This window comes from Streptomyces sp. NBC_00328, from assembly GCF_036139655.1.
GTDB lineage: Bacteria > Actinomycetota > Actinomycetes > Streptomycetales > Streptomycetaceae > Streptomyces.
This window is the reverse complement of the sequence record NZ_CP108013.1, coordinates 1,579,558-1,602,910: the sequence shown is the minus strand read 5'-3', so window position 1 is coordinate 1,602,910 and position 23,353 is coordinate 1,579,558. Positions and strand designations below refer to the sequence as shown.

Genomic DNA, 23,353 nt, shown 5'->3' with positions numbered 1-23,353 from the left:
GCTGGGTTCCGTCCACGTTCCGGCGATGGGCCGACGCACCCTCGGCGGAGGGTGCGCGCGCTCCGGCACATCGCCCGCGCACTGAGCGCGGTGATGAGGGCGGCGCCGAGGTGCTCCCGGCGCGACCTCAGACGCGGGGCGTTTCCGTGACGCTGTCGTGAAACGCCGGAGCAGCGGGACGGGCGTCCTTCTCGGTCGGCCGATGAGGGGCGTGGGCGGGACGGACCGAGGCGAAGGCTGTGGCGAGCTGGTCGAGCAGGAGCGCTGAGGAGGGATGGGGATCACGACGTGGTGTGATCGCGTAGACGCCACGGGTCGGAGGGTCGACGAGGGGCGTGGTGGTGACGTCGGTCCGCAGGGCGCCCGTCAGCACGCCGGGTATCAGCGCGATGGCGTGACCGGTCGCGACCAGGGCCAGCTTGCCGGCCAGATCGGCTGCGGTGAGGTCGATGCGGGCGCTTACCCCGGCGCGGGCGGCGTGTTGGCGCAGCAGGGCCGCCGAGCCGTCGTTGTCCTCGACCCAGGTCCGGTCGGCCAGCGTCTGCATGCGCACCGGGCCGCGTCCGGCCTGCGGATGGCCGACCGGCAGTGCGACGACCATGTCGTCCAGCCCGAGGAACCGGCGTTCGACCCGGGGGTCATGGGGCAGCCCTGGGGGTGCATCGGTGACAACAGCGATGTCGAGATCGCCGGCGATCACGCGGCTGTGCAGTTGCGCGCTCAGGCCCGGCAGCAGGTTCCACCGGATGGATCCGGCTCGCTCGAGCAGACCCCGGATGGCCTCGGGAACGATCCCTGCGGCCAGAGACGGTGTCGCGCCGACGGCCAGTGGCCGATCGAACGTCCCGTCACGAACGTCTCGTACGGCACGAACAGCGCGGTCCGCCTCGTTCAGCGTGGCCACGGCGTGGTGCCGGAACACCTCGCCGGCAGGCGTCGGACGCACACCGCGCGCATGGCGTTCCACCAGAGGCACGCCGAGTTGCCGCTCCAGCCCGGCGATCTGCCGTGAGACGGCCGACTGCGTGTGATGGAGCTCGGCGGCCGCCGCCGACAGTGACCCGAGTCGGCACACGGCGCGGACACCTTCACCGACATCTTCCTGCTGGTCCGAGTCGACGACGGGTGGCGCATCGCCAACAAGGCCTATCACCGACACTCATGAGAGAGCGAGAAGCAGTCCCTTGCCGGGTTCACCGTCGCGTCGGGATCAGCTGTCCCGGCCGGTGAAGTCGGTGCTGCCGCATTGCGCCCGGAAGGAAGAGCGGCGGCGTTCTGCACGGACGGCGCAGGGCCGGAGCGTCACCGCCCCGGCCCCTGTCCGTTCCGCCCGCTCTACGGCTCGGTGCCCCAGACGAGGGTGCCCGACACGTACACGGTCACCTTCGCCGCGTCCGCGTAGGAGGTGCCGGCGCCCCGGCTGTAGTCGTTCGACTCGTCGAAGTTCGACCAGTCCGACTTGGCCATGCGCAGCTGCAGATCACCGCTGTCCGCTCCGGCGGTCAGCGAACCGGAGGTGAAGCCCACCTCCAGGTAGTGGTCCGCGCCCGTGCGGCTTGGGGAAACGGCGCTCACCGAGGTCTTCACCGTGGAGCAGCCGAGCTGCGCCCAGTCACAGAACGTCTGGTAGCCGGCGGAGGTGGACTCCCCGGTGAACCAGTAGCGGATGGTCACCTTGGACAGATCGACGGCGCCGGAACCGCCGTTGACGAGCTTGAGACCGGGCCTGATCCCGTTGTCACCGGTGGAGGAGTCGTTGTTCTTGTACTGCGCCTTGAGGCCCGAGGTGCCTCCTCCGCCGCCCGATGCCTTGGTGGTGGCGGACACCGCCGTGGACGAGGCCGAGACGTTGCCGGCCGCGTCCTTGGCCTTGACGGTGTACGTGTAGGTGGTGGAGGCGGCGAGCCCGCTGTCGGTGTAGGACGTGGTGGTGGCGCTGCCGACCTTGGTGCCGTCGCGGTAGACGTCGTATCCGGTGACCGCGGTGTTGTCCGTGGACGCGCTCCAGCTCAGGGTGGCGCTGTTGCTCGTCGTGGAGCCGACCGCGAGACCGCCGGGAACGGTCGGGGCCTGCGTGTCACCGCCGCCGCCACCCGATCCGCTCAAGGGCGGGTTGGCGTTGGCGAGCAGCTGGCGGAACTGGGCGGAGAACCAGTGCCCGGCGAGCGGGGAGTTGGCCAGTGCCCCGGTGAGGTTGTTCCCGTTGCGCCCGTTCCCGGTGTACGTGGGGTCGCACATCCGGTCGAAGCCCTTGCCCTCGTCGTTGTCGACGGCCTGGCTGGCCCCGTCGGACTCGCCCGGCGGCTTGGCCCACACGTAGGCGTCGATTCCGGTGTCGGGTGCCGTCGCCGGGCGCTCGCCGAGACCCGCCCCGCTCTGGTTGCACCAGTTTCCGGCGTGGATGCGCCGGTCGATGCGACCGCCGTCCACGTAGGCGTCGACGCTGGTCGTCGGGCCGGGACCGGTCGGCCGGGCCGAACCGCCCCAGCCGTTGCGCGAGGTGTCGATGAGCATGCCGATGCCGGCGTCGAAGCCCTGCGCGACGAGCGCGGTGCGCAGGCCCTGCGCGTACGAGCTCTCGTCGTCGTACTGGTTCCAGTCGATCCACTTCGACTGGCGCACCGTCTGCCCGTTGACCGTGTCCGTCACCTTCACGTACGGCTCTTTGGTGGCGGAGTAGTTGGCGGTGTTGACGATGAAGCCCGTCACGTCGTTCACGGTGGCGCCGTTGGTGGTGGCCGCCTTCTTGAACTCCTGGGCCGACGGAGTGAGGTTGCTGTCCCAGCCGAGCCAGCCGTGGTGGCCGGCGTCGATGTAGTTGTAGGCGTTGGGCAGAGCGCCGAGCTTGTGGAGGGCGTAACCGACGCCCTTCTCGTAGTTGCCGTTCGCCTTCATGGTGGCGCACTGGGCCGTGGAGCCTGCGGTGCCGCCCGCGTTGGTCACGAGGTTGGGCAGCGAGTCGGGCTCGATGAGGTTGACTATCCGCAGGCTCGCGTAGGCCGGGTCGGCGAGGATCGCCGCGATCGGGTCGATGTAGTCACTCTGGTAGGTGGCCAGGTCGTCGGGGCCGAGTTCGCCGTTGGAGGCGAGAGCCGCGCAGTCCCGGCCCGGCAGGTCGTAGATGACCAACTGGACGAGGTTGGCGCCCTGCGCCTTGGCCGCGTCGAGGTGCGCCTTCAGACCACGGGCGTCGGCGGTGCCCTGGATCGCGGCCATCCGGTCCAGCCAGACGAAGGTGGGCTGGTCGGAGATGGCCGAACCGCCCGGCTCGGCAGCGGCCTTGGCCGACCAGTCGGGATTCACGTAGGCCTTCGCGCCGACGTAGGGATTGTCGAGTTTGGCGGCCGCGGTCGCGGTGGCCGGAAGGGCTGCGACGGACAGGGCTCCGAGAAGGGCACCGACGGCCAGAGCGGCGGTCCGCTTCGGTCCGCCTCGGCGCACGGTGGAGTCGGGTCTACGGGAAGGCATCGGCCATCTCCTGGGGAGAGCAGGCGGGTACGGTCGGCGAGCGGGTGCGCCGGCGGCCCCCGGTGCGCCGCGGCTCGGGCACACCGGACGGAACTCCGCCGGACGGGCGTTGCGTTCAGGCATGACGAAGGTGCGACCGCGTGCGTCGCGCGAGCTGGAGGCCGCCGAACATGAGCGCGCCGCGGCGTCGTCCGGACGTGGACCCGGCATCTGGCCGGCGCGCGTGGACGGTGCCCGGCCACTGATGTGAAGGCGGGGACATGGGGGTGCGGGTGGGAGCGCTCCCAAGGTGCGGCGTTCGACCTGTGGATGTCAACACTCGTGCGAAAGATGCCCTGCTGACGATCCGTCACTTATCGGTGCCGTGGCCTGGCTCGCTCGTGGACCGCGAGGGTGCGCGCCGGGTTGCAGGGGGCGCGAAGGCGTGCGGACCCAGGGAGCGGCACGCGGAGAATCCGGAAAGCGGGGGCGCGCCCTGCGCGGCCGCAGTGGTGCGCGGGCGGGCGTTGAAGGGAGCGTGCCCGCGGTCGGCAACTCCGCGGAGGAACACGATCATCGCGTGAGGTATTGACGCGAACACGCTTAGTGGCTTCCATGTGCGCAGTCCGGCTTCGACGAGCCGGCCGTCGGGAGCGGGACACTCCTGCCGGTCCGCGGGAGCAGCCATGCCGGATGCCCATCCGCCTGCCCGCCCGGAGACGTGCGCCCAAGAATGGGAGCGCTCCCACCCGGAGAGGACCCCCACACCATGCGTCACCCACCCTCATTCCGCGTCAGGCGCACCCTGGTCGCGCTCCTCACCGCGGCCCTCGCGGCTCTCGTTCCGTTCACGGTGGTGGTGCCCGCGCAGGCGGCCGTCGCCCCCTCGTCCCCGTCGCCCGCGGCAGCCGCGTCCGGCGCCGGATACTGGCACACCGAGGGCCGCCGGATCCTCGACGCGCAGAACCAGCCGGTGCGCATGGCAGGCGTCAACTGGTTCGGGTTCGAGACGTCCAACTACGTTGCCCACGGCCTCTGGTCGCGTGACTACAAGTCGATGGTCGACCAGATGAAGTCCCTGGGCTACAACACCATCCGCCTGCCCTACAGCGACGACATCTTCAAGGGCACCCAGCCCAACGGCATCACGTACGCCAACGGTCTGAACTCCGACCTGCAAGGCCTCAGCTCGCTCCAGGTGATGGACAAGATCGTCGGCTACGCGGGCTCGACCGGCCTCAAGGTCGTACTCGACCGTCATCGGCCCGACTCCTCGGCCCAGTCGGCGCTCTGGTACACCTCCGCCGTCCCCGAGGCGACCTGGATCGCCGACCTCAAGGCCCTGGCAGGGCGCTACCAGGGCAACACCGCCGTGATCGGTATCGACCTGCACAACGAGCCGCACGATCCCGCCTGTTGGGGCTGCGGCGACACGAGCACCGACTGGCGGCTCGCGGCGGAACGGGCCGGCAACGCGGTCCTGTCCGTCAACCCCAGCCTGCTGATCTTCGTCGAGGGCGTTCAGACGGTGAACGGTCAGGGCACCTGGTGGGGCGGCAATCTCTCCGGGGTCGCCACCGCGCCGGTGCGGCTGAGTGTCGCCAACCGCCTGGTCTACTCGGCCCACGACTACGCCACCAGCGTCGCGCAGCAACCGTGGTTCAGCGACCCGTCGTTCCCGGCGAACATGCCGGCCGTCTGGGACAAGAACTGGGGCTACATCTTCAAACAGAACATCGCCCCTGTCTGGCTCGGCGAGTTCGGCACCACCCTGCAGTCGACGGTCGACCAGAAGTGGCTCGCGGCGCTCGTCGACTACCTGCGCCCCACGAACACGTACGGGGCCGACAGCTTCAACTGGACCTTCTGGTCGTGGAATCCGAACTCCGGCGACACGGGAGGCATCCTCAAGGACGACTGGCAGACCGTGGACACCGTGAAGGACGGCTACCTGGCAGCCATCAAGGCCCCGGGCTTCGCCGGAGGCGGGGGAGGCGGAGATACGACCGCGCCCTCGGCGCCGACCGGACTTGCCGTGACCGGTACCACCGCGTCGAGTGTGTCCCTGTCGTGGAAGGTCTCCACCGACGACACCGGGGTGACCGGTTACGACGTCTACCGTGGCACCGCCAAGGCCGGTGAGGCCACCGGTACGTCCTTCACCGACACGGGCCTCACCGCGGGGACCCGCTACGACTACACCGTGCGGGCTCGCGACGCGGCCGGCAACACCTCAGCGGCGTCCGCGTCGGTCACCGCGACGACCGCCGGCACCGGGGGCGGCTCCAGCGGATGCAACGCCACCTACAAGGTGAGCAGCGACTGGGGCAGTGGCTTCAACGCCGACATCACGGTCACCAACACGGGCTCCTCGGCGACCAAGTCGTGGCAGGTCACGTGGGAGTGGCCGGGCGGCCAGACCATCTCCGCGATGTGGAACGCCTCCTACAGCCAAGTGGGCAGGACGGTGACCGCGAACAATGCCGACCACAACGGCGCCATCGCGGCCGGCGCCTCCACCGGCTTCGGGTTCGGTGCGACGCCGGGTGGCGCCGGGACGCCGGTCCTGAACTGCCGGGCCGGCTAGAGGGATTGCCCGGGCCTGTCTCGGCCGGACCGCGGCACGCCGCATGGTGCGGCGGACGACATGGTCACCCCTGACGGACTCGCGACTCGTGTCCTGCGCCAGTGCGCCAGTGCGCACCGGCGATACATCGAAGAGCCTCACCGCTGAGGTGCTGCCCTTCGATGTACCCGACCTCGGTTCACACAGGGTCTGGAGCCAGGGAAGGAGGAGGCTTCTGCCGGGGGCGGTGAGCCTCCTCCCTCTCATGCCAGGGCGAACTTCTGGGCGCCGGAGGTGTTGCAGTCCCAGATCTGGAGGCGTGTGCCGTTCGCGGTGGCACCCGACGGCGAGTCGATGCACCGGCCGCTGGCCGGGTTGGACATCGAGCCATCGGCGTTGGAGACCCAGTTCTGGTAGGCACCGCCGTTGCAGCTGGCCAACTGGAGCTTTGTGCCTGCCGTGTTGACACCGCCCGCGATGTCCAGGCACTTGCCCAGCGTGCGCAGGGTCTGACCGTTCCACGTCCATTTCTGGTCGAGCGCGGTCGCCTGCTGGCAGTCCCACAGCTGGACCGCGGTGCCGTCGCCGCCGGTGTCGTCACCCGCCACGTCCACGCACTTGCCGCCCGGTCCGTAGACCGGGGTACCGATGGCGAAGTTCTGGGCGCCGGAGCTGTTGCAGTCCCAGATCTGGAGGCGTGTGCCGTTCGCGGTGGCACCCGACGGAGAGTCGATGCACCGGCCGCTGGCCGGGTTCCTCAGCGAGCCGTCGGTCTGCCGCACCCATGCCTGGTAGCCGCCGCTGTTGCACGTGGCGAGCTGCAACTTCGTACCCGCGGCGCTGTTGCCGCCGGCGATGTCCAGGCATTTGCCGAGGGTCTGGAGAGTCTGGCCGCTCCAGGTCCAGTGCTGGTCCTTGGCCGCCGACTGACAGTCCCACAGCTGGACCGCGGTGCCGTCGCCGCCTGTGTCGTCACCCGCCACATCGACACACTTGCCGCCCGGTCCGGTGATCGTCTGGCCGGTCGACGAACCGCCGCCGCCACCTCCGGAGCCAGGCCCCTTGTTGTAGACGGCCACGGAGTCGACGACCAGCTTGCCGCCGGAGACCGTCGACGCGTTCGGGCCCCCACCGAAGGCGTCCGGGAAGCCTCCGCCGATCGCCAGGTCGTAGATGATGAAGAAGGGGTGGTCGACCGCGTCGGCCCAGGTCGTCGCGTCCACCTGGTTGGCGCTGACGGTGAAGAAGTTGTTCCCGTCGAGGTAGAACCTGATCTGCTCCGGCGACACGGAGCGGTCGATCTCCGCCGCGTAGTCGTGGAACCCGGTCTGGCAGCCGGCGCAGGCGCGTTCACCCGAGCCGATGCCGGTCGACTCGTTGCACGGCCCGCCCGGGTTCACGCCGCAGTGGAGGGTGCTGAAAACGGAGCTGCGGCCGTTGATGTCCTCCATGATGTCGATCTCGCCGGACTTCGGCCAGGTCACACCGTCGCGCAGCGGCGCGCCGAGCATCCAGAACGCCGGCCAGTAGCCCGCGCCGTTGGCAGTGCTGACGTTGGGCTGCTGGAGGACGGACTCGATACGTACGACTCCGCCGGCCGGGGCGCCGAATGCCGCCGACTGGGTCTCCACACGCCCGGAGGTCCACCCGCCTCGCGGGTCGGAACCGGAATGCAGCGCTTGGAGAACCAGATGCCCCTGGCCGTCGTAGTAGACGTTCGAGGTGCTGTTGGTCATGGTCTCGATCTCACCGGTGCCGAAATTGCTGCCCGGCCCGGTGTCGTACTTCCACAGGCTCTGGTCGATGCCGGTGCCGGACGCACCGCTGAAGTCGTCGCTCCAGGTGAGCGTGAAGCCCGACGGCGTCGGGGGCACTGCCGCTTCGGCGTTCAGCGTCCCGGTGACGGTGGCCGCCATCGTCACGACGGCGACGGGAATCAGGGTCAGCGCCCTCTTCCATCCGCGGCGCCGTGATCTTGCAGAGGATAATTGCATATGTCCGACCTTCGAAGAAAAGGCGTGATCGTGTTTGTCCGCTACGGCGCCCCGGTGATCTCCACCAACGGTGAGCAGTGCACGCGCGCTTGAGGATCTGGATGACGACGAACAAGCGAGGACCGGCACCTGGGCTGCCGTGGACAGGCAGGCCCACAGCGGGCGGCCGGGCTCCCGTCCCTTGGCCGGCGGACACACCATCAGCGCAGGTGACGGCTGCGGGTGTTGAGCCGTGTGGAGTTCTGTGCGGGGTGACGTTATTGGACCGGACCAATGCAGTCAAGGCTGTGCGACGGACCTCGACTTGGAGGAACCGATCGCCCCGGTTCTGTTCTGAGAGGGCGGTTCATGCGAGGCAGCCATGACAGGCCTCCGAGTGTTCCTTACTTCGCGACGGGTGCGGTCACCGGAACGGCGCTCTTGAAATCGGTCAGCGTGAGTGTGTTCTGAATGTCGGAGTCGGACGCGAAGTGGATGGATTGGCGTATGCGTACGATCCGGCCTTCCTTGTCGACCCATACGTCGGTGTCGATCGCGGTGGCGGATCGCAGATTACGTCCACTGATTCTGTCGATCGACTCGATGTCCTTCGGAGTGAGGCGAGCGGAGACCCTGACAGGCTCGCTCCCGCGGTGCACCAAGCCGCCACGCTCGAGGACGAGGCGCACGTACTGTGGAAGCCGGTCCACGGGAATGGCGCCCTTGGCAGCCGACGCGGGAAACTCCTGCCACACCCCGTGGGAGCCGGAAGCACGGCGGTACACCTTCTGCCGGGTGATCACGACGTCCTCGGTGTACTGCTCGGTCTCATCCGTCGTGCGCCCCGTCAGAGGCGCATTGAGGTTGATCCGTCCGGCCATGTGTTGCAGACGTCTGGTCCCGGTCTGGGTGACGGAGTCGAGGGCGGCCGAGTAGGGGGCGTCGTCGGCTGCGGCCAGCCGGTCGCGGACCGTTTGCCGACCGGTTTTCGGTCGCGCAGCCGAGCCGTCGGTGCATGCCGAGAACAGCAGCCCCGAGAGTGTCAGAAACACGGTCGCCGACCGGTAGCGAATCAAAGGTGAATCCTCGGAATGTCGGGCCTGATGGGAGATCCGTGCTCCGGGCCGCAGGGTGGGCGACCAGCCGCTGTCGGTTCGTTGCCTATTTGGTGTCGACGTAGTCGCCCGCGCCCGCGCCCGCGACCGTGGCGGAGGCCGTGGTCGCGGTACGGAGGCACGTCCACCGGCATGATCCATGACGACGGGTGAACAGGTCTGCGGAGTGTAGAGGCATGCGCGCCGGCTGATCGCGGCGGGGCCGCTCCGGACGCTGATCAGCTGGGTTTTGTCGCACTCAACCACGTTGACCCGATTCGGCGTTGTCCCCTATGCCTGTCGCGCTCGTGGAGCGGCGCCGTGTTCTTCGGCATCACGGTCGCCGCTCGGCGTCGCGAATGAAGTGGAGGGGCCGTCAGCCACATTGGCGTGAACCGAGTACGCTCCTCGCACAATTCTGACGCCTGCGGCGTCAGCTGGACTTCGACCGCTGATTGGAGCGGCTCGTCACCGACGACACCACCGGTGCCCGCGCCGCAAGGCCTGGCGGCCGTCCCCGGGGGCCACGGCCGATCGCCGCGCACCGATCGCTAGCATCTCTTCGCATGACGAAGCGGGGTTGGCGGCTGGGTGCCGTGGCGGTGCTGGCGGCGGTCTGTGTCTCCGGTCCAGGACGGCCGGAGGTCATCCGTACGGCGTCGGACCTCGGCCCCCTGCCTGCCGACCGCTACGACTACACGCCGCAGGACTACCAGCGATGGCATCGGGCATCGGCGTTGCTGGTCCGGCGGTGCATGGCGGAACGTGGTCACCCGGACTTCCCGCTCGACCCGCGCTACCCCAGCGATCCCATCGTCGCCGTCGCGGTCAGCACCGACTACGGCGCCCTGGATCTCGCCACCGCCCGCCGCTGGGGCTACGGCTGGGACCCGGCAAGGCCCCTGGCCCGCCAGCCGAAGGGCCGCCGGATGACCAACGCCGAGTACGCGGAGCTCCCTGCCTGCAACGCCAAGGCGAACCGGCGGCTGATGCGCGGCATCGACCTCAAGCGGGACTGGCTCTACGCAACCAGACGGTCGATCGAGGTCGACAAGGCGGTCAAGCGCGACCCGCGCCTCCGCTCGGCTTGGGAGATATGGTCCCGCTGCGTGGCAGAACAAGGATTCACGCGCTATCCCGACCCCGTCGCGGCGTACACGGACACAACCTGGAAGCGGGACGGGAACGGCAACACCCGGCATACGCAGCGGGAGCGGTCCACCGCCGTCGCGGACGTCACCTGCAAGCGCCGCCACCATACGGCCGAGCTCTGGCACACCGTACGGGCCCAGAAGCAGGCCGTGGACATCACACACCACCGCGACCGCTACGCCGCCGGACTGCAGGCGCTGCGGACGTACCGGACCACCATCGCCGAGGTGCTGCAAAAGCTCGGCTAGTGTCCTGCGCCGGAGATCCGTTGGCAGAAGCGGGCGAGTGAGTCGAGGATCTCTTCGGCTGTCTTGGTCCAGGTGAATGGGGTCGGGTTCGCGTTCCATTCCTTGACCCAGGCGCGGATGTCGGCTTGCAGGGAACGCACGCTCTTGTGTGCGCCGCGGCGGATCTTCCGGGCTGCGAGGAAGCCGAACCGGTGCCCCCTATTCCCTGGCTCCGGCCGCGTGTTGGTGAGCCCGGCAGACGGTGGAGTCCACCGACACCGTCCAGCCCGCGTCGTCATCCCCGTCCGCCGCGGAAAGGACGGCCGCAAAGATCCGCTCCCACGTGCCGTCCACGGCCCACCTGGCCAGGCGCTTGTGGGCGGTCCTGAAAGAGCCGAGCTCCTCGGGCAGGTCACGCCAGGTGAGCAGGTGCGGACCACACGATCGCCTCGAGGGTTCGCCGGTGATCGGCCCACCGTCGTCCACGGACCGGACCGGCCGCCGTCAACGGCTCGATCCGGTCCCGCATCGCATCAGTGATCACTGACCGGACAGACACATCCGATCAACTGACCGAGCCACCAAAGAGATACGCTCCAGGCATCAGGCGGATTTGTGGCGGGCGCCGCCCTCGATGTGGATCGTCTCGCCGGAGACGAAACCCGCACGCAGGAGCCACATCACCGTGTCGACGACGTCGTCGGTCTCGCCGTGGCGTCCGACGAAGGTCCCGGCCGCGCTCTTGCTCAACAAGCCGGTCTTGTTGTCACCAAGGCGATCCCACGCGCCCGAGTCCACGACCCCGGGCGAGACGGCATTGACCCGTACCGGCGCCAGATCCGCCGCCAGGTGGCGGGCGGCGTACTCGACCGCACCGTTCGTGACGCCCTTGACGAGTGATCCCGGCCCAGGGCGCCAGCCGACAACACCGGAGAACAGCACCATCGACCCGGTCGGCCGCAGGACCGACGCGAAGTGCTTGGCGACCAGCATCGGGCCGACCACCTTCGCCGTGAACGCGGCCAGCAGCTTGTCGCGATCCAGCTCGGTCGCGCGAACATCGTGCGGTGCCGAACCGGTCGTCACGATGTGGTCGATTCCGTCCTTCAGCCGTTCCGCCGCGGCCGCGAGTGTCGACTCGTCCTGAAGATCGACCCGCACCGCTGTGGCGCCGATCTCGCGCGCCAGCCCGTCGGCCGCAGCCAGGTCGCGGCCACCGACAACGACCTCGTACCCGTCCTTCGCCGCACGCCTCGCGACGGCCGCGCCGAGCGCCCGTGCACCACCGATGACCAGGATTCTTTCCATGTGTCTCGACTCCCTCTCGTAGGATCGAGCACCACGGTATGGTTTTGATACCGGTATCTTCAACGAAACTGGGAGCAGCGATGGGCAAGGCGTACAACGTGATGGCGGCGACCTGCCCGAGCCGCACGGTGCTGCACCGTATCGGCGCCCGCTGGACGGTGTTCGTCGTCAACGCCCTCGACGACGGACCTCGCCGCTTCACCGAACTGAAGGGGCACATCCAGGGCATCACCCCGAAGGTCCTGACCGAAACCCTGCGCGCCCTGGAAGCCGACGGTCTGATCAGCCGCCACGAGTACGACGAGAACCCACCCCGAGTCGAGTACGCCCTGACACCCCTGGGCCGCTCTCTGCTCATCCCGCTCCGCGCCGTACGACTCTGGGCCGAAGAGCATGTCCCGGACATCGAGGCGGCCCGAGCCCGCCGGCCGATTCTGTGACCCATGAGTCGACTGCCGGCACGAACCGGAGCGGCAAGACCACCGCCACCGCCCTCGACGAGGCGGATCACGTCGCCCACCGGATCGCCGACCGACTCGGCCGGGCCAAGGTCTCCGTCACCCAGGACCAGCTCAGCCCTGCCCTGGAGCTCCGGAGGCGTAGAAGGGCACGTAGACCGGGTGAAAACGTTCAAGCGAGCCATGTGCGTGACGATGCGGGCAGCGCCCTGGCGGGCAGCCCGCAACGGTGGGCCCACCGCATTGCGCAGTACCTCATCGACTGGCCCGGCAGCCCGTTGCACGAGGGTCGGTGGCTGCTCTCGTGTGAGAGCCCGCTCCGGCGCCACGCCGATGCCTCACGCGCCGAGTACTGCCGCCGCGCCGCGAAACGCGGGAACCGGTCAGCGTGGAGTCCCGGCGTTGACATCTTTACAGGCGGTCGCTTTACTCGCGGACAACACCGGAGTCGTGCTCCGGTTCAGAGACACGCCCAGCCGGTATGCAGGCCTCGCGCCACGAGCCCGGCCCAAGTCGCCAGGACGTCCTCACGCGTCCGAGGCGGGGACGTGCCCTCTTCCCCCTGGGAGCTCATCCACATGAGCCGTTTCAGCCCCCCTTCCCGCAAGCTCACGGGCACCGTCATCGGCGCGGCAGCGCTGGTCGGCGCTCTGGTCGTCCCGGCGGCCACCGCGCAGGCCGCATCCGTGCCCCTGCCGCCCACACACGTCGGCTTCGACTATCAGATCGGCGGTGCCTACACCCCGCCGGCCGGGGTGAAGGTCGTCACCCGGGACAACGCCGCCTCCCCGGCGGCAGGCCTGTACAACATCTGCTACGTCAACGCCTTCCAGGCGCAGCCGGGTGCCGAGAACGAGTGGGACTCCGACCTGCTGCTGCGCGACGCGTCCGGCAAGGTCGTCTACGACGAGGACTGGGGCGAGGCCTTCCTCGACATCAGCACCGACGGCAAGCGGCAGCGGATCGCCGGCAAGATCGGAAGCCTGATCGACAGCTGCAGGACCAAGGGATTCCAGGCGATCGAGCCCGACAACTACGACAGCTACACCCGTTCCGGGAATCGCCTGACGGCCGGCAACGCGCAGGCGTTCGTCAAGCTGCTCTCCGCCCGCGCCCACGCGGACAACCTGGCCATCGGCCAGAAGAACACTCCCGAGCTGGCAGGCAACCACACCGCCAACGGCCTGGACTTCGCCGTGGCCGAGGAGTGCGGCCAGTACGACGAGTGCGGCGACTACACCAGCGCCTTCGGAAACAACGTGATAGTGATCGAGTACACCAACTCCGGCAGGTCGAAGGCCTGCAACGGATGGGGCAGCACGCTGAGCATCGTCCAGCGAGACGTGGACGTCAAACCGGCGGGCAGCAGCGGTTACGTCCGGAAGACCTGCTAGACCTGCTCGACCGCAGGCCGAGTCGAGTCGGCTGCCGGCCTGCGGCGGCTGGGCGCCGTCGCAGGCCGGCACAGTGACCGGGCCGCCGGGAGATTCAGTGCTCGCAGAGGGAGAACTCTCGTTCGTAGAGCTGCTCGTTGTGTTCGTCGACGAAGAACTTGCGTTCCTGCATGAGCTGTTCGCGGTGGCTCTTGGCCTGTTCAAGCGTCATGGTCGAGGCGTCGGACCATGGTTGTTGCGGTGGCACGTCGGACGTCGAGGTGATCTCTTCCGACGGGTCGACCAGGAAGAAGGCGAGAATCTTGCGATGTCCCGGGCGGGTGTGGTCCATGAGGCGGAATGAACCGACGCGGTGCTGCAGGATGTTCGGGAACGCCAGACAGCGGCCCTCTGGGGTCGACGCCGATCCCAGCATCTGGTTCAGTGCGTCTTCGTTCTCCAGGCCATAGACCTCACGCAGCCCGTTGTCGTCATTCTGCTCGTAGTTCGGGTCGTCGAGCGCCGCCCGGAAGCTCAGCCGGCTTTCGGTGATGTTCTCGCTGTCCCAGTAGTAGATGCCGGTCGAGACGATCCGCTCGTTCAACATCCCCTCGACATGCCAGGATCCGCCGGCGTACTCGGGCTTGTCCGGGGTGAGATGAATGGTGGCGAGCTTGACGATGACCTGGAGACGGCGACCGCGCAGGTCGACTCGGGCGGATTCATCAGGCAACTCGGGCGGGGTGAAGGCCGGGGCGTCCGGGATGGTCGGGCGGCGGGTCTCCCACCAGAGGTCATGCGCCTCTTCCCATACACGGAAGGCTTCTTCGTAGGCCTCGCCGTCACTGTAGGAGGACTTGTCCGGATACTCCGGCTCCCGCGACTCGTACCACCTGTAAGGATCGGCCTTGATCCGCAAGGGCCGCGGATGGCGCAGATCGGTGAGCACGTTCTCCAGCAGCGGGCGCATGCCTGCGAACAAGTCCGGCAGGACGGAGGCCAGTTCGCGATGAGTCTCGGGGTGGACGTTGTTGACGTACGAACGGAAGGTGACATCGCCGTCGTCACTGACGTCGACGTCCGTGGGGAGCCACTGGAATTTCTCCGAGAATTCGTACTTCGAGTAGCGGCTCGTCGGGTTCTGCCATGCCCGCTCGGGCCCGCCGCTCACCCCTCTCACCAGGCAGAACAGCGAGGGATGAACCAGATCCAGTACCTGGCCGTCGGATCCGGGATGCCAGTCCCGTTCTGCCTCGGGGACCTGTTCCAGAACCTGAACCGCTTCGCGCAGTCGGGCTCTGAGCTTGTCGTCGACCAGGGTGTCCGACTGCCACACCCCGTCGACGTCGGACACCTCGACGCCGGTTCGTCCGTCCCGCAGCGCGGCGTAATGCGCGAGTTCGGCAAGCACATACGAGACTTGCGCTTCGGTGAGGCCCTGGGCGACCGCCTCTTGCGTCCACCGGGCCACGATGTCGGCGTCGTTCATTTTGTCGAACCACGCCGGCTTCGCCCGAATGTGTGCGCTGCACTGCATCATCTCAAGTTCCCGCAGCGTTCGCGGTGTCGCGAACGATATGGAACGGGCAGCATGAAAGGGCAGTGGGAAAGCAGCCAGGCCAGTCAATTCTCTCGGTCCTCCCAGTCGGTGTGCGGTGGCGGGAAGGATACTTCAGCAGACTGACACCGCGGCCGTGCCCCCTGTCGCCGCTGGTCAGGGACGCAGGGCCTCGACGTGGCGCGCGATGCCCGGACTGCCGCCACCTGCCAGGAAGTCGCACCCCTGTCGCCGAGGATGAAATTCGTTCAATGACCAAACAGGGCCGACGAGTTCATCCATGGACTCTGAAACGTCCATGAACCTGTCCTCAACGCCTTTCACTGAGCGTTTTCAACGTGGCCACCGATCGGGTGACGGAGGCGGCATGAGTGAAGTGTTCGCCACTTGCTCCGACCTGCCCATACTCAGCCTTGTGCAACACCTTTTAGAGCTCGTAACAGGATCTTGCCGATGGGCCCTGGTCGGGCGTGACCGATGTGATGATCTGGCCGCTCACGTCGTGTGACGACTCGGGGCCGCCTGAACGATCGGACTGTGGTGGGTGGTCTGATCTGCACCAGTGTCAGTGGCTGCTGGCAGTATCACCCGCCATGAAGATCACGCGTACTACGCCGCCGCGGCCACTCGACGTGACCGCGCTCTTTCCCCAACTGGCCCCGCTGGCACGAACGGCGACCCGGTTGCACCCCGTTCCCGCATCCCCGTCCCCGCGTCACAGCTCGGTCGGCGGTCCGCTGCTGTGGCCCGCCGATGAGCCCTGGCCGCACTGCGAAGGACCACACGAGTGGTACGGAACGGACCCGCTCATGCCGCTGGCGGACTTGAGACTGCTACGCCGGATCCGCGCCGCCGCGCAGGGCCGGGACTTCACCCCGCAGGAACGGGAGACCCTTGCCCGCATCGAGCCCCCGAGTACCTATCCGAGACCGAAGCCGAGCCTCCGACCGTATGACGGGTCGATAGCGCTGTTGCCGCTGGCGCAGCTCTACACACGGGACATCCCAGACCTGCGCACGCCCGCCGGCACGGATCTGCTCCAAGTGCTGTGGTGTCCTTTCGACCATCCTCCGAAGAGCTACATGCCCAGGACCGTGCTGTTTTGGCGGTCCGCAGCCGAGGTCACCAGCGTCCTCGCCGCGCCCCCGGAGCCGCCCGCGGTGCAGTACCAGGGCTATCTGCCCGAGCCGTGTCTGCTCCTCCCGGAGCAGATCACCGAGTACCCTCACCCTTCGGATCTGAGCCCGGACATACTGAGCCTGCTCGATGACCGGGGCAGGTGGGAGTCCGCCGGTGACGCGGTGGACAGCCGCTACGCGTCGTACCCGGCGGAGTTCTACGGGATCAACCTCTCCGTGGCGCCGGGCTGGAAAGTTGGCGGCTGGGTCTCCTGGGGCCTGACCGACCCGATCCCTCAGTCCTGCCCTACATGCGACACCGAGATGAACCCCCTGTTGACCATCCCCTCGCACGAATGGGGCAGCAGCGACCGAAGCTGGATCCCGTACGAACTGCAAGAGCCAATGATTCCCGCCAGGGGCGGTGAGCCTCGCCCCGCTCAGCCCGCCGCCATCCAGATCGGCCGCGGCTACAAACAACAGCTCTACGTCTGCCCAGCCTCACCCGAGCACCCCCACACCGAGCTGATGCAGTAGACGCCCCAACAGCAAACCCATCGCACGTGGTCTGGATCTGCAGCGCGATCGGGTGACATCTTGACCTGCCCCACCATGTGAGCTCCTAACGTGATCATGATTCGGCCTTCTTGAGGCGCCGCCAGCAGATAAGGCTGCAGCCCAACGAGACGAAGGCGTCGTGGAGTTCGAGGCGTCGTTCCCATCGGATGGCCAGGCGTTTGAACTGGTGGAGCAGGGCAAACGTCTGCTCGACGACGTAGCGCAGCTGGCCCAGACCCTTGATGTTCGGGGCACCCTTGCGGGAGATCACCGGCAGGATCCTGCGGCGCCGCAGCTGTCGACGTACAGCCTTGGAGTCGTACGCCTTGTCGCCCAGGACAGACTCGGGGCGCCGTCGTGGGCGGCCGGGCCGTCCGGCGACGGGCGGGATGCCGTCGACCAGGTCGACGGCCTGGGTGATGTCGTTGACGTTCGCCGCAGTGGTGACGACATGCAGCGGGGTGCCCTTGCCGTCGCAGATCAAGTGGTGCTTGCTGCCCGTCTTCCGCCGGTCGACCGGCGACGGACCAGTCGCAGCTCCCCCTTTTTGCGCGGACGTGAGAGCCGTCCACGCACGCACGGGACCAATCGAGTTCGCCGACCGCGTTCAGCTCGGCGAGCAAGAGGCGGTGCAGTTTCTCGAAGACTCCGGCCTGCTGCCATCGACCCAGACGCCGCCAGCAGGTCTGTCCGGAGCCGAACCCCAGCTCCAGGGGCAGGAGTTGCCAGGCGATGTCCTGATGCAGGACGTACAAGATGCCCTGCAAGCACAGCCGGTCGTCCACCGGCTTCGGCCCCGGTGACCGCTCAGGCCAGGGCGGGAGCAGCGGTTCAATCCGTGCCCACAAGCCGTCATTCACAATCCAAGGCCGCGTCGTCACACGACGCGAACGGCCGAATCATCACATCGGTCACGCCCGAGCAGGACACATCGGCAAGATCTTGTTACGAGCTCTTAGGATGACCGGCGCCGACGGGCCCGCCGCTGCGAGGCGATGCTGTGACGCCGTGTCGCCCAGGGTGCCGCCGTGCCGGCGGCGAGCAGAGCAAGGGCCAGAATCCAGAACCCCGCTGATGTGCCTACGAAGAAGATGGCTACGCAGCCGACCAGCGCACCAACTGGGAAGCCCAGCGTTGGACGCCAATCGGCAGCGTAAAGATCCAGTTTGAACGGCACCACCAGCAGCCACGGCGGTACAAAGAAGGCTGTGAAGTACCAACCGCCACCGTCAGGTACTCCGCAGGCTGTCCTGCCGTTTGACCGGTGCCAGTCGCAACCTAAGTCGACCAAGCCAGCCAGGCCCCATCCGACAGCCGCTAGCCCCACCGCGTTGGCCACGGCCCCCACCCATTTCCACTTCACACTCGGATCATAGGAGCAGACTTGGCGGCGTGGCTCTGGGTTGGAGTTGCCTTGGCATCAGTGGGCGTTTTCAGGGTGGCTACCGATGGAGTGACGGCGGCGAGAGCGCAACGCACGAGGCACCCGCGCCGTTGAGGGAGATGTTCGAAGTCTCAACTCATCAGCACGGGTGCATCGTTGGTCTCCTATCCTGCCGCACTCGACCTGCCTCACGCCTTGGTCGAGTGGGTCACCATGCTCATCGCCACCCGCGAGGGTGACCGCCGCTGCAAGCTCCCACCGCACCAACGCGCGCTCGTCGCTCTGGTGTACTTGCGCAAGCACGACACCCTGGCCCAGATAGCCGTCGGCTTCGGGATCTCGGTCGGCACCGCCCACGCCTACACCGCCGCGGTGATCGACCTCCTGGCCGCCCGGGCGCCCGGTCTGCTCAAGGTCCTGCGCGAGCATAAACCGGAGTATGTACTGCTCGACGGGACCCTCTCCGAGTGCGACCGGTGGGTGACGGCCGGGCCGACTACTCGCACAAGCACCGTCGCCACGGCGTGAACGTACAGGTCGTGACCGACCCGACCGGGCAGATTCTGTGGATCTCTCCGGCCTTGCCAGGCCGGTACCACGACCTGACCGCGGCCCGCGCTCACCGGATCATCCGGATCTGCGAACGCCAAGGTGTCCCCGCCCTGGCCGACCGCGCCTACCAGGGCGCCAGCCCCTGGGTCACCACCGGGCGCAGACGGCCGCCCGGCGGGCAGCTTTCCCCGACACAGCAGACGGTCAACCGGGCACTGGCCACATTCCGGGCACCCGTCGAACGGGGCATGGCACTGCTGAAGTCCTGGCGAATCTTCCGAAGATCCCGGATCAGCCCCAACCGCATGACGTCAATCGCCAAGGCCGTACTCACCCTGGAGAGGCAACGCTGAAAATGCTCAGTGAGCTTTTTCAGAGTGGCCACTGATCGAGTGATGGCTGAGCCGGAGCACGCTAGTTGTCACATAGACAGGCTTGCTGTCGCTGTGGCCGAGGCTGCATGCGTTGGACTTGACCAGCTGAACACCGATGCCACCGAAGCTGGTTGAGGCGGCCAGGGGTTGTCAGTGGATGGTGGCAGGATCACCGGCATGGTCTTCGTACGTACGACTCCGCCGCGGCCGCTGGATGTGACCGCGGTCTTTCCCGAGCTGGCGCCGTTGGCGCGTCCTGCGATCCGGCTGCATCCCCGTCCCGGGTCGCCTTCGGTCGAGGAGAGCTCGGTCGGGGGGCCGTTGTTGTGGCCGGTGGACGAGCAGTGGCCGCACTGTGAAGCCTCGCACCTGCACTATGACAGTGGGTTCCGCCAGTCACCGGCCGACGTCCGGCTCATGAGGCGCAGGGCGGCCCGGTGGCACGGTGATCACAGTGGTCCCGGGATGACGCCCGAGGAGCAGGCGGTCAAGGAGCGGAACGCCGCGGTGCTCGCGGAGCGGCTCGGCACCGGCGCTCCGTTGCCTGCGGACTGCTCGGTCCCCATGCTGCCCGTGGCCCAGCTGTATCTGCGCGACATACCCCTGTTGCGGCCGCCCGGCAAGGCCGATCTACTCCAGGTTCTGTGGTGCCCCTACGACCACGAACCGTATTGCAAGCCGTTGACCGCGCTGTTCTGGCGGTCCGCCGCCGAGGTCGTCGATATCCTCGCCGCACCGCCCGAGCCGTACGAGGTGAACGATGACGGCTATCTGCCCGAGCCGTGCGTGCTGGCACCGGAAGCGATCACCGAATACCCCAACAGCCTCGATCTGAGCCCGCAGATGCAGCTGATGGTGGAGGACTGGAGCAGATGGCAGGCAGCCGGCGCCGATGTGGACAGCTCCTATGCGGACTATCCACGGGACTTCTATGACCCCGTCCTGGCAGACGCGCCCGGCTGGAGGTAGGCGGCTGGCCTCCGTGGGGCCGCACCGACCCCAAGCCCCTATTTTGCACTGTCTGCGACGCGCAAATGGTGCCGCTGCTGACTATCGCCTCCTTCGAATGGGACGGCGACGAGGGACTCAGCTGGGCACCCTGCGAAGATCAGGCCGCCGCCCACGCCAGCGGTCATTGCTGTGGCCAGGACCCCTCGCAGCCGACCCAGGTAGAAGTGGGCAGCACCGACAACATGCAGATCTACGTCTGCCCGACCTCCTCCGAGCATCCCCACACCGACCTGATCCAGTGAGCTGCCAGGCCTGTTACGTACCCTCCCGCAGCCGGTGACAGAAGTGCCGCCGAGCCAGGGTGTGACAGGCCGCTCGCCTCACGGCGGCGGGACCCGCAACGCACGAGGCTCCTGTGCCGTTGGGGGAGGTGTTCGAAGTCCTAACCCGTCGGCCAAGGAGCCTCGTTGGTTCCCCATCCTGCCGCACTCGACCTGCCGCACGCGCTGGTTGAGTGGGTCACCATGCTCATCGTCAGCCGTGAAGGTGACCGCCGCTGCAAGCTCCCGCCGCACCAGCGGGCCCTGGTCGCGCTGGTGCACCTGCGCAAGCACGACACGCTCGCGCAGATCGCCGCCGGCTTCGGCATCTCGGTGGGCACCGCCCACGCCTACATCCGAAGCGTCGTCGACCTGCTTGCAGCCCGAACCCCCGGCCTGCTCAAGGTCCTGCGTGAAGCCGACCCGGACTTCGTCCTGCTCGACGGCACCCTCGCCGCATGCGACCGCCTGGGCGACGGCCGGGCCGACTACTCCGCCAAGCACCGCAGCCACGGGGTGAACGTCCAGGTCGTGACCGACCCGGCCGGCCGGGTCCTGTGGTTCTCGCCCGCCCTGCCAGGTCGGACCCATGACCTGACCGCGGCCCGCACCCACCGGATCATCCGGATCTGCGAACGCCAGGGCGTCCCGGTCCTCGCCGACCGCGCCTACCTGGGAGCCGGCCCCTGGGTGACGACACCGGTCAGACGCCCACCCAAACGTGACCTGTCACCGACCCAGCGCACCATCAACCGCGCGCTGTCGACAACACGGGCACCGGTCGAGCGAGGCGTGGCGCGCCTGAAGTCCTGGCGGATCTTCCACCACGCGCGCTGCAGCCCAAATCGAATGTCGTCAATCGCGGCTGCGGTCCTCACCCTGGAGCGGCAACGCTGAAAGAGCTCACTGGCTGATCCACCATCTCGCCCCAGAGGCGGAACATGTATGGAACCCGACTCGCCCCGACGACACCCCGCAAACAGCCTCAGGAGGCACTCACTGTCCCGTCGGCCGGCGCCGGCACTTCGTCCTCGGGGAACAAGCCGCTGGCCCGCATCGCCTCGGCGGCTCGTGGATCCATCAGGAGGACGAGTCCATCATTCCCACCCGTGTAGAGGGTGTGAGCACGCAGCGCGCTACGCCCGGCAGCGGCGAGCAGTCGGTTGACGACAGTCAGGGGACGGACGGTTGCCAGAGCCCACGGACTTTCGCTCTCCCAGTCCGCGGGCCTCAAGACCACGCAACGGATCCCGTTGATCGAGACGGTGTAGTCGTCGACATCCCGGACTGTCTCGACCTCCAGCACCACGCCGTATCGCACCAGTGCCGGTGCCAGCTCTCGAAGGAACCTCTCGACCCCGCCCTCGGCCAGTCCCTCTCCGTCCGCGGAGAACTCGACCTGCTCGAAGTAGAGGTCGAAATGCAGCGGATGGCAGCCGGTCGCGGTCTCGGTCATCGCGGACTCACGCAGCTCAGCCGACAGGTGATCCCACAATCCGTAGCGGTTCAGCGCCTCGGCCATCACACGATGACGCTCATCACCCCGCCAAGGATCGTCGTCCGCATCCCTGGACCGAAACCGCCTGGCCGCTCCGCCGTCAAACGTCACGGCCCGACGGTACTGCGATGATCTGACAGTGCCGTCGGCGCCAAGAAGGTAGGCCAACCGGTGCCAGACATGAAGCCATACTTGATCCGGGCCTCAGGTCAGGCGCCCAAGCTCAGGCAATCGGATCCCCGGAAGGCGCGACGGCGCCCAATACTGCAGGGCGGCCGTCGCACCAGTAAGGAAGGTTGTCGCTCAGTGGCCGGCAGACGCCGGTGTTCATGGGCCGGTCGGGTCAGAACGGCGGATCTTCGCTCCAGCCTTCGGTGTCGCTCGTGCCTGAACGCCACGAAGAACCGTCCGGGGACAGGTCGGTGTCGCAGAACAGGAACGGATTCCGCCGGCCCTCCACCCCTGAGGAGTCCTCGCCCCATGCGTCGAGGGCGTCCATCTGCCACGACCAAGCGGGTCACCTTCGCAGCGTACGGGTTTCCCTGCTGCAGCTCACTCCATGGTGGCTACTGGCTGCAGCCACTGAGGAGTCCTGCTCTCGCCGCGTAAGGGCACGATCATCAGCCTGGCCGCGGCTGAAACCGATCCGCTCCTATGACCTTGGTGTGCTGGCCCAGCGCCACGTGGTGAGACGAGGGTGCCCCGGCAGCTCGGCGCGGCCGGTGGCCCACAACAGGGTGAGCCAGGGATCCGCGCCGCCCGGAGCCTCTGGAAACAGACGGTTGAGCACCCGCGAGCAGAGAGCGGAGGGTGGGGTCCAGGCAAGCCCGAAGCCTTCCGCCACATCGTGCATGTGCACCAGCGTCTCTACCACCCCCATCGCCGCGAAGCCTTCGGGGTCCGACACCCCGGCGGCGTGGTGGGCGCGGACCCGGGGCGGCGTCGTACGCACCATGGCGACCAGCAGCGCGCCGCTCGCCTCCAGCACCTGCACCAGGCCGGCCGGACCCGCATCACGGTCCGCGAAGAGGAAGTTCGCGGGTCCGTCCGGCCTCTTCCGGCTCAACACGAAAGGCACATGGGTGTCCAGCGGCGGGCTCTGCGGCCCCAGCTGCACGGCGTAGTAGAACAGGTCGTCGGCGAGATGCTCCACGGTCTCCCAGCAGTCCCACTCCAGCGAACCGGCCTTACCGCCCCACCCCTCCGGGGGTGCGTCCCGAAGGACGCCCACGGCGAGCCGCACGGCAAGGTCGACGTCGTCCGCGGTGACGGGAGACAAGACTGATCCGGTTTCGACTGATCGAGACATGGCAGGACCGTATCGCGAGGGAAGAGGGCAACCCCTTCCAGCTCGTGCGTTGTCCGTGAGGGTGCGCCAGTTGGGGTGATCAGGCTGCTCGGGTGCGCGGGCGGCTCCAGCGGATGCCCTTCTCGCTGCGGAG

16 protein-coding genes and 4 pseudogenes are annotated in these 23,353 nt (G+C 67.9%); 9 read left to right on the top strand and 11 right to left on the bottom strand.

Annotated elements, in window-relative coordinates; translation table 11 throughout:
• Positions 1-127: 127 nt before the first annotated feature.
• The gene (locus tag OG485_RS06825) at positions 128-1,075 is read right to left on the bottom strand and encodes a LysR family transcriptional regulator (protein WP_328665081.1); all 948 of its coding nucleotides are present in this window, start codon (positions 1,073-1,075) and stop codon (positions 128-130) included.
• Between OG485_RS06825 and OG485_RS06820 the strand changes: the two are divergent.
• A pseudogene (locus OG485_RS06820) lies at positions 1,073-1,165 on the top strand (nuclear transport factor 2 family protein); the annotation flags it as partial. The gene OG485_RS06825 and the pseudogene OG485_RS06820 overlap by 3 nt on opposite strands.
• Before the next feature lie 170 nt (positions 1,166-1,335).
• On the opposite strand, the gene OG485_RS06815 reads toward OG485_RS06820, so the two are convergent.
• Entirely contained in the window at positions 1,336-3,468 is a 2,133-nt protein-coding gene (locus OG485_RS06815) for a glycoside hydrolase family 6 protein (protein ID WP_328665080.1), read from the bottom strand.
• A gap of 748 nt (positions 3,469-4,216) precedes the next feature.
• Between OG485_RS06815 and OG485_RS06810 the strand changes: the two genes are divergently transcribed.
• A complete protein-coding gene (locus tag OG485_RS06810) occupies positions 4,217-6,034 on the top strand; it encodes a cellulase family glycosylhydrolase (RefSeq protein ID WP_328665079.1) in 1,818 nt (605 codons plus the stop codon).
• Between the two features lie 242 nt (positions 6,035-6,276).
• On the opposite strand, the gene OG485_RS06805 is transcribed toward OG485_RS06810, so the two are convergent.
• Both OG485_RS06805 and OG485_RS06800 read right to left on the bottom strand, forming a co-directional pair.
• The gene (locus OG485_RS06805; RefSeq protein WP_328674257.1) at positions 6,277-7,929 is read right to left on the bottom strand and encodes a ricin-type beta-trefoil lectin domain protein; all 1,653 of its coding nucleotides are present in this window, start codon (positions 7,927-7,929) and stop codon (positions 6,277-6,279) included.
• Between the two features lie 461 nt (positions 7,930-8,390).
• Positions 8,391-9,062 (bottom strand): hypothetical protein, encoded by a 672-nt coding sequence (locus OG485_RS06800; protein WP_328665078.1) that lies wholly within the window; start codon positions 9,060-9,062, stop codon positions 8,391-8,393.
• Between the two features lie 584 nt (positions 9,063-9,646).
• Here OG485_RS06800 and OG485_RS06795 point away from each other — a divergent pair.
• Positions 9,647-10,480, top strand: coding sequence for a hypothetical protein (locus OG485_RS06795; RefSeq protein WP_328665077.1), 834 nt, complete (start codon positions 9,647-9,649; stop codon positions 10,478-10,480).
• 201 nt (positions 10,481-10,681) lie between these two features.
• On the opposite strand, the pseudogene OG485_RS06790 reads toward OG485_RS06795, so the two are convergent.
• Both OG485_RS06790 and OG485_RS06785 read right to left on the bottom strand, forming a co-directional pair.
• Positions 10,682-11,018, bottom strand: a pseudogene (locus tag OG485_RS06790) (transposase); the annotation flags it as partial.
• A 44-nt stretch (positions 11,019-11,062) separates the two neighbouring features.
• On the bottom strand, positions 11,063-11,767 hold the full coding sequence (locus OG485_RS06785) for an SDR family oxidoreductase (protein ID WP_328665076.1): 705 nt from the start codon (positions 11,765-11,767) through the stop codon (positions 11,063-11,065).
• A gap of 80 nt (positions 11,768-11,847) precedes the next feature.
• Here OG485_RS06785 and OG485_RS06780 point away from each other — a divergent pair, with 80 nt between their 5' ends.
• Both OG485_RS06780 and OG485_RS06775 read left to right on the top strand, forming a co-directional pair.
• The gene (locus tag OG485_RS06780) at positions 11,848-12,207 is read left to right on the top strand and encodes a winged helix-turn-helix transcriptional regulator (RefSeq protein WP_328665075.1); all 360 of its coding nucleotides are present in this window, start codon (positions 11,848-11,850) and stop codon (positions 12,205-12,207) included.
• Positions 12,208-12,803: 596 nt separating this feature from the next.
• Positions 12,804-13,619 carry an endo alpha-1,4 polygalactosaminidase gene (locus OG485_RS06775; RefSeq protein ID WP_328665074.1) on the top strand — a complete coding sequence of 272 codons (816 nt, stop codon included), beginning with the start codon at positions 12,804-12,806 and terminating at the stop codon, positions 13,617-13,619.
• A gap of 94 nt (positions 13,620-13,713) precedes the next feature.
• On the opposite strand, the gene OG485_RS06770 is transcribed toward OG485_RS06775, so the two are convergent.
• Complete coding sequence (locus OG485_RS06770) at positions 13,714-15,225, bottom strand: DUF4246 domain-containing protein (protein WP_328665073.1); 1,512 nt, start codon at positions 15,223-15,225, stop codon at positions 13,714-13,716.
• 524 nt (positions 15,226-15,749) lie between these two features.
• Here OG485_RS06770 and OG485_RS06765 point away from each other — a divergent pair.
• Positions 15,750-16,811: a hypothetical protein gene (locus OG485_RS06765; protein ID WP_443048666.1), complete on the top strand. Its 1,062-nt coding sequence runs from the start codon at positions 15,750-15,752 to the stop codon at positions 16,809-16,811.
• Positions 16,812-16,905: 94 nt separating this feature from the next.
• Here the strand turns inward: OG485_RS06765 and OG485_RS06760 are convergent.
• A protein-coding gene (locus OG485_RS06760; protein WP_443048665.1) for an IS5 family transposase occupies positions 16,906-17,713 on the bottom strand; the annotation gives its coding sequence in 2 pieces (ribosomal slippage) (positions 16,906-17,379 and positions 17,381-17,713; 807 coding nt in all).
• 659 nt (positions 17,714-18,372) lie between these two features.
• On the opposite strand from OG485_RS06760, the pseudogene OG485_RS06755 reads away from it, so the two are divergent.
• The 3 genes and pseudogenes from OG485_RS06755 (at position 18,373) to OG485_RS06745 (ending at position 21,310) form a co-directional block, all read left to right on the top strand.
• Positions 18,373-19,121: pseudogene (locus tag OG485_RS06755) on the top strand (transposase).
• A 198-nt stretch (positions 19,122-19,319) separates the two neighbouring features.
• Positions 19,320-20,395: pseudogene (locus tag OG485_RS06750) on the top strand (hypothetical protein).
• Positions 20,396-20,560: 165 nt separating this feature from the next.
• Positions 20,561-21,310 carry a transposase family protein gene (locus tag OG485_RS06745; RefSeq protein WP_328665071.1) on the top strand — a complete coding sequence of 250 codons (750 nt, stop codon included), beginning with the start codon at positions 20,561-20,563 and terminating at the stop codon, positions 21,308-21,310.
• Positions 21,311-21,398: 88 nt separating this feature from the next.
• Here the strand turns inward: OG485_RS06745 and OG485_RS06740 are convergent, their stop codons facing one another.
• The 3 genes from OG485_RS06740 to OG485_RS06730 all read right to left on the bottom strand — a co-directional run bounded on the left by OG485_RS06740 (position 21,399) and on the right by OG485_RS06730 (position 23,220).
• Positions 21,399-22,022 (bottom strand): hypothetical protein, encoded by a 624-nt coding sequence (locus OG485_RS06740; protein ID WP_328665070.1) that lies wholly within the window; start codon positions 22,020-22,022, stop codon positions 21,399-21,401.
• A gap of 232 nt (positions 22,023-22,254) precedes the next feature.
• Positions 22,255-22,410, bottom strand: a complete 156-nt coding sequence (locus OG485_RS06735; protein ID WP_328665069.1) for a hypothetical protein — start codon at positions 22,408-22,410, stop codon at positions 22,255-22,257.
• Between the two features lie 153 nt (positions 22,411-22,563).
• Entirely contained in the window at positions 22,564-23,220 is a 657-nt protein-coding gene (locus OG485_RS06730; RefSeq protein ID WP_328665068.1) for a hypothetical protein, read from the bottom strand.
• Positions 23,221-23,353: the final 133 nt, after the last annotated feature.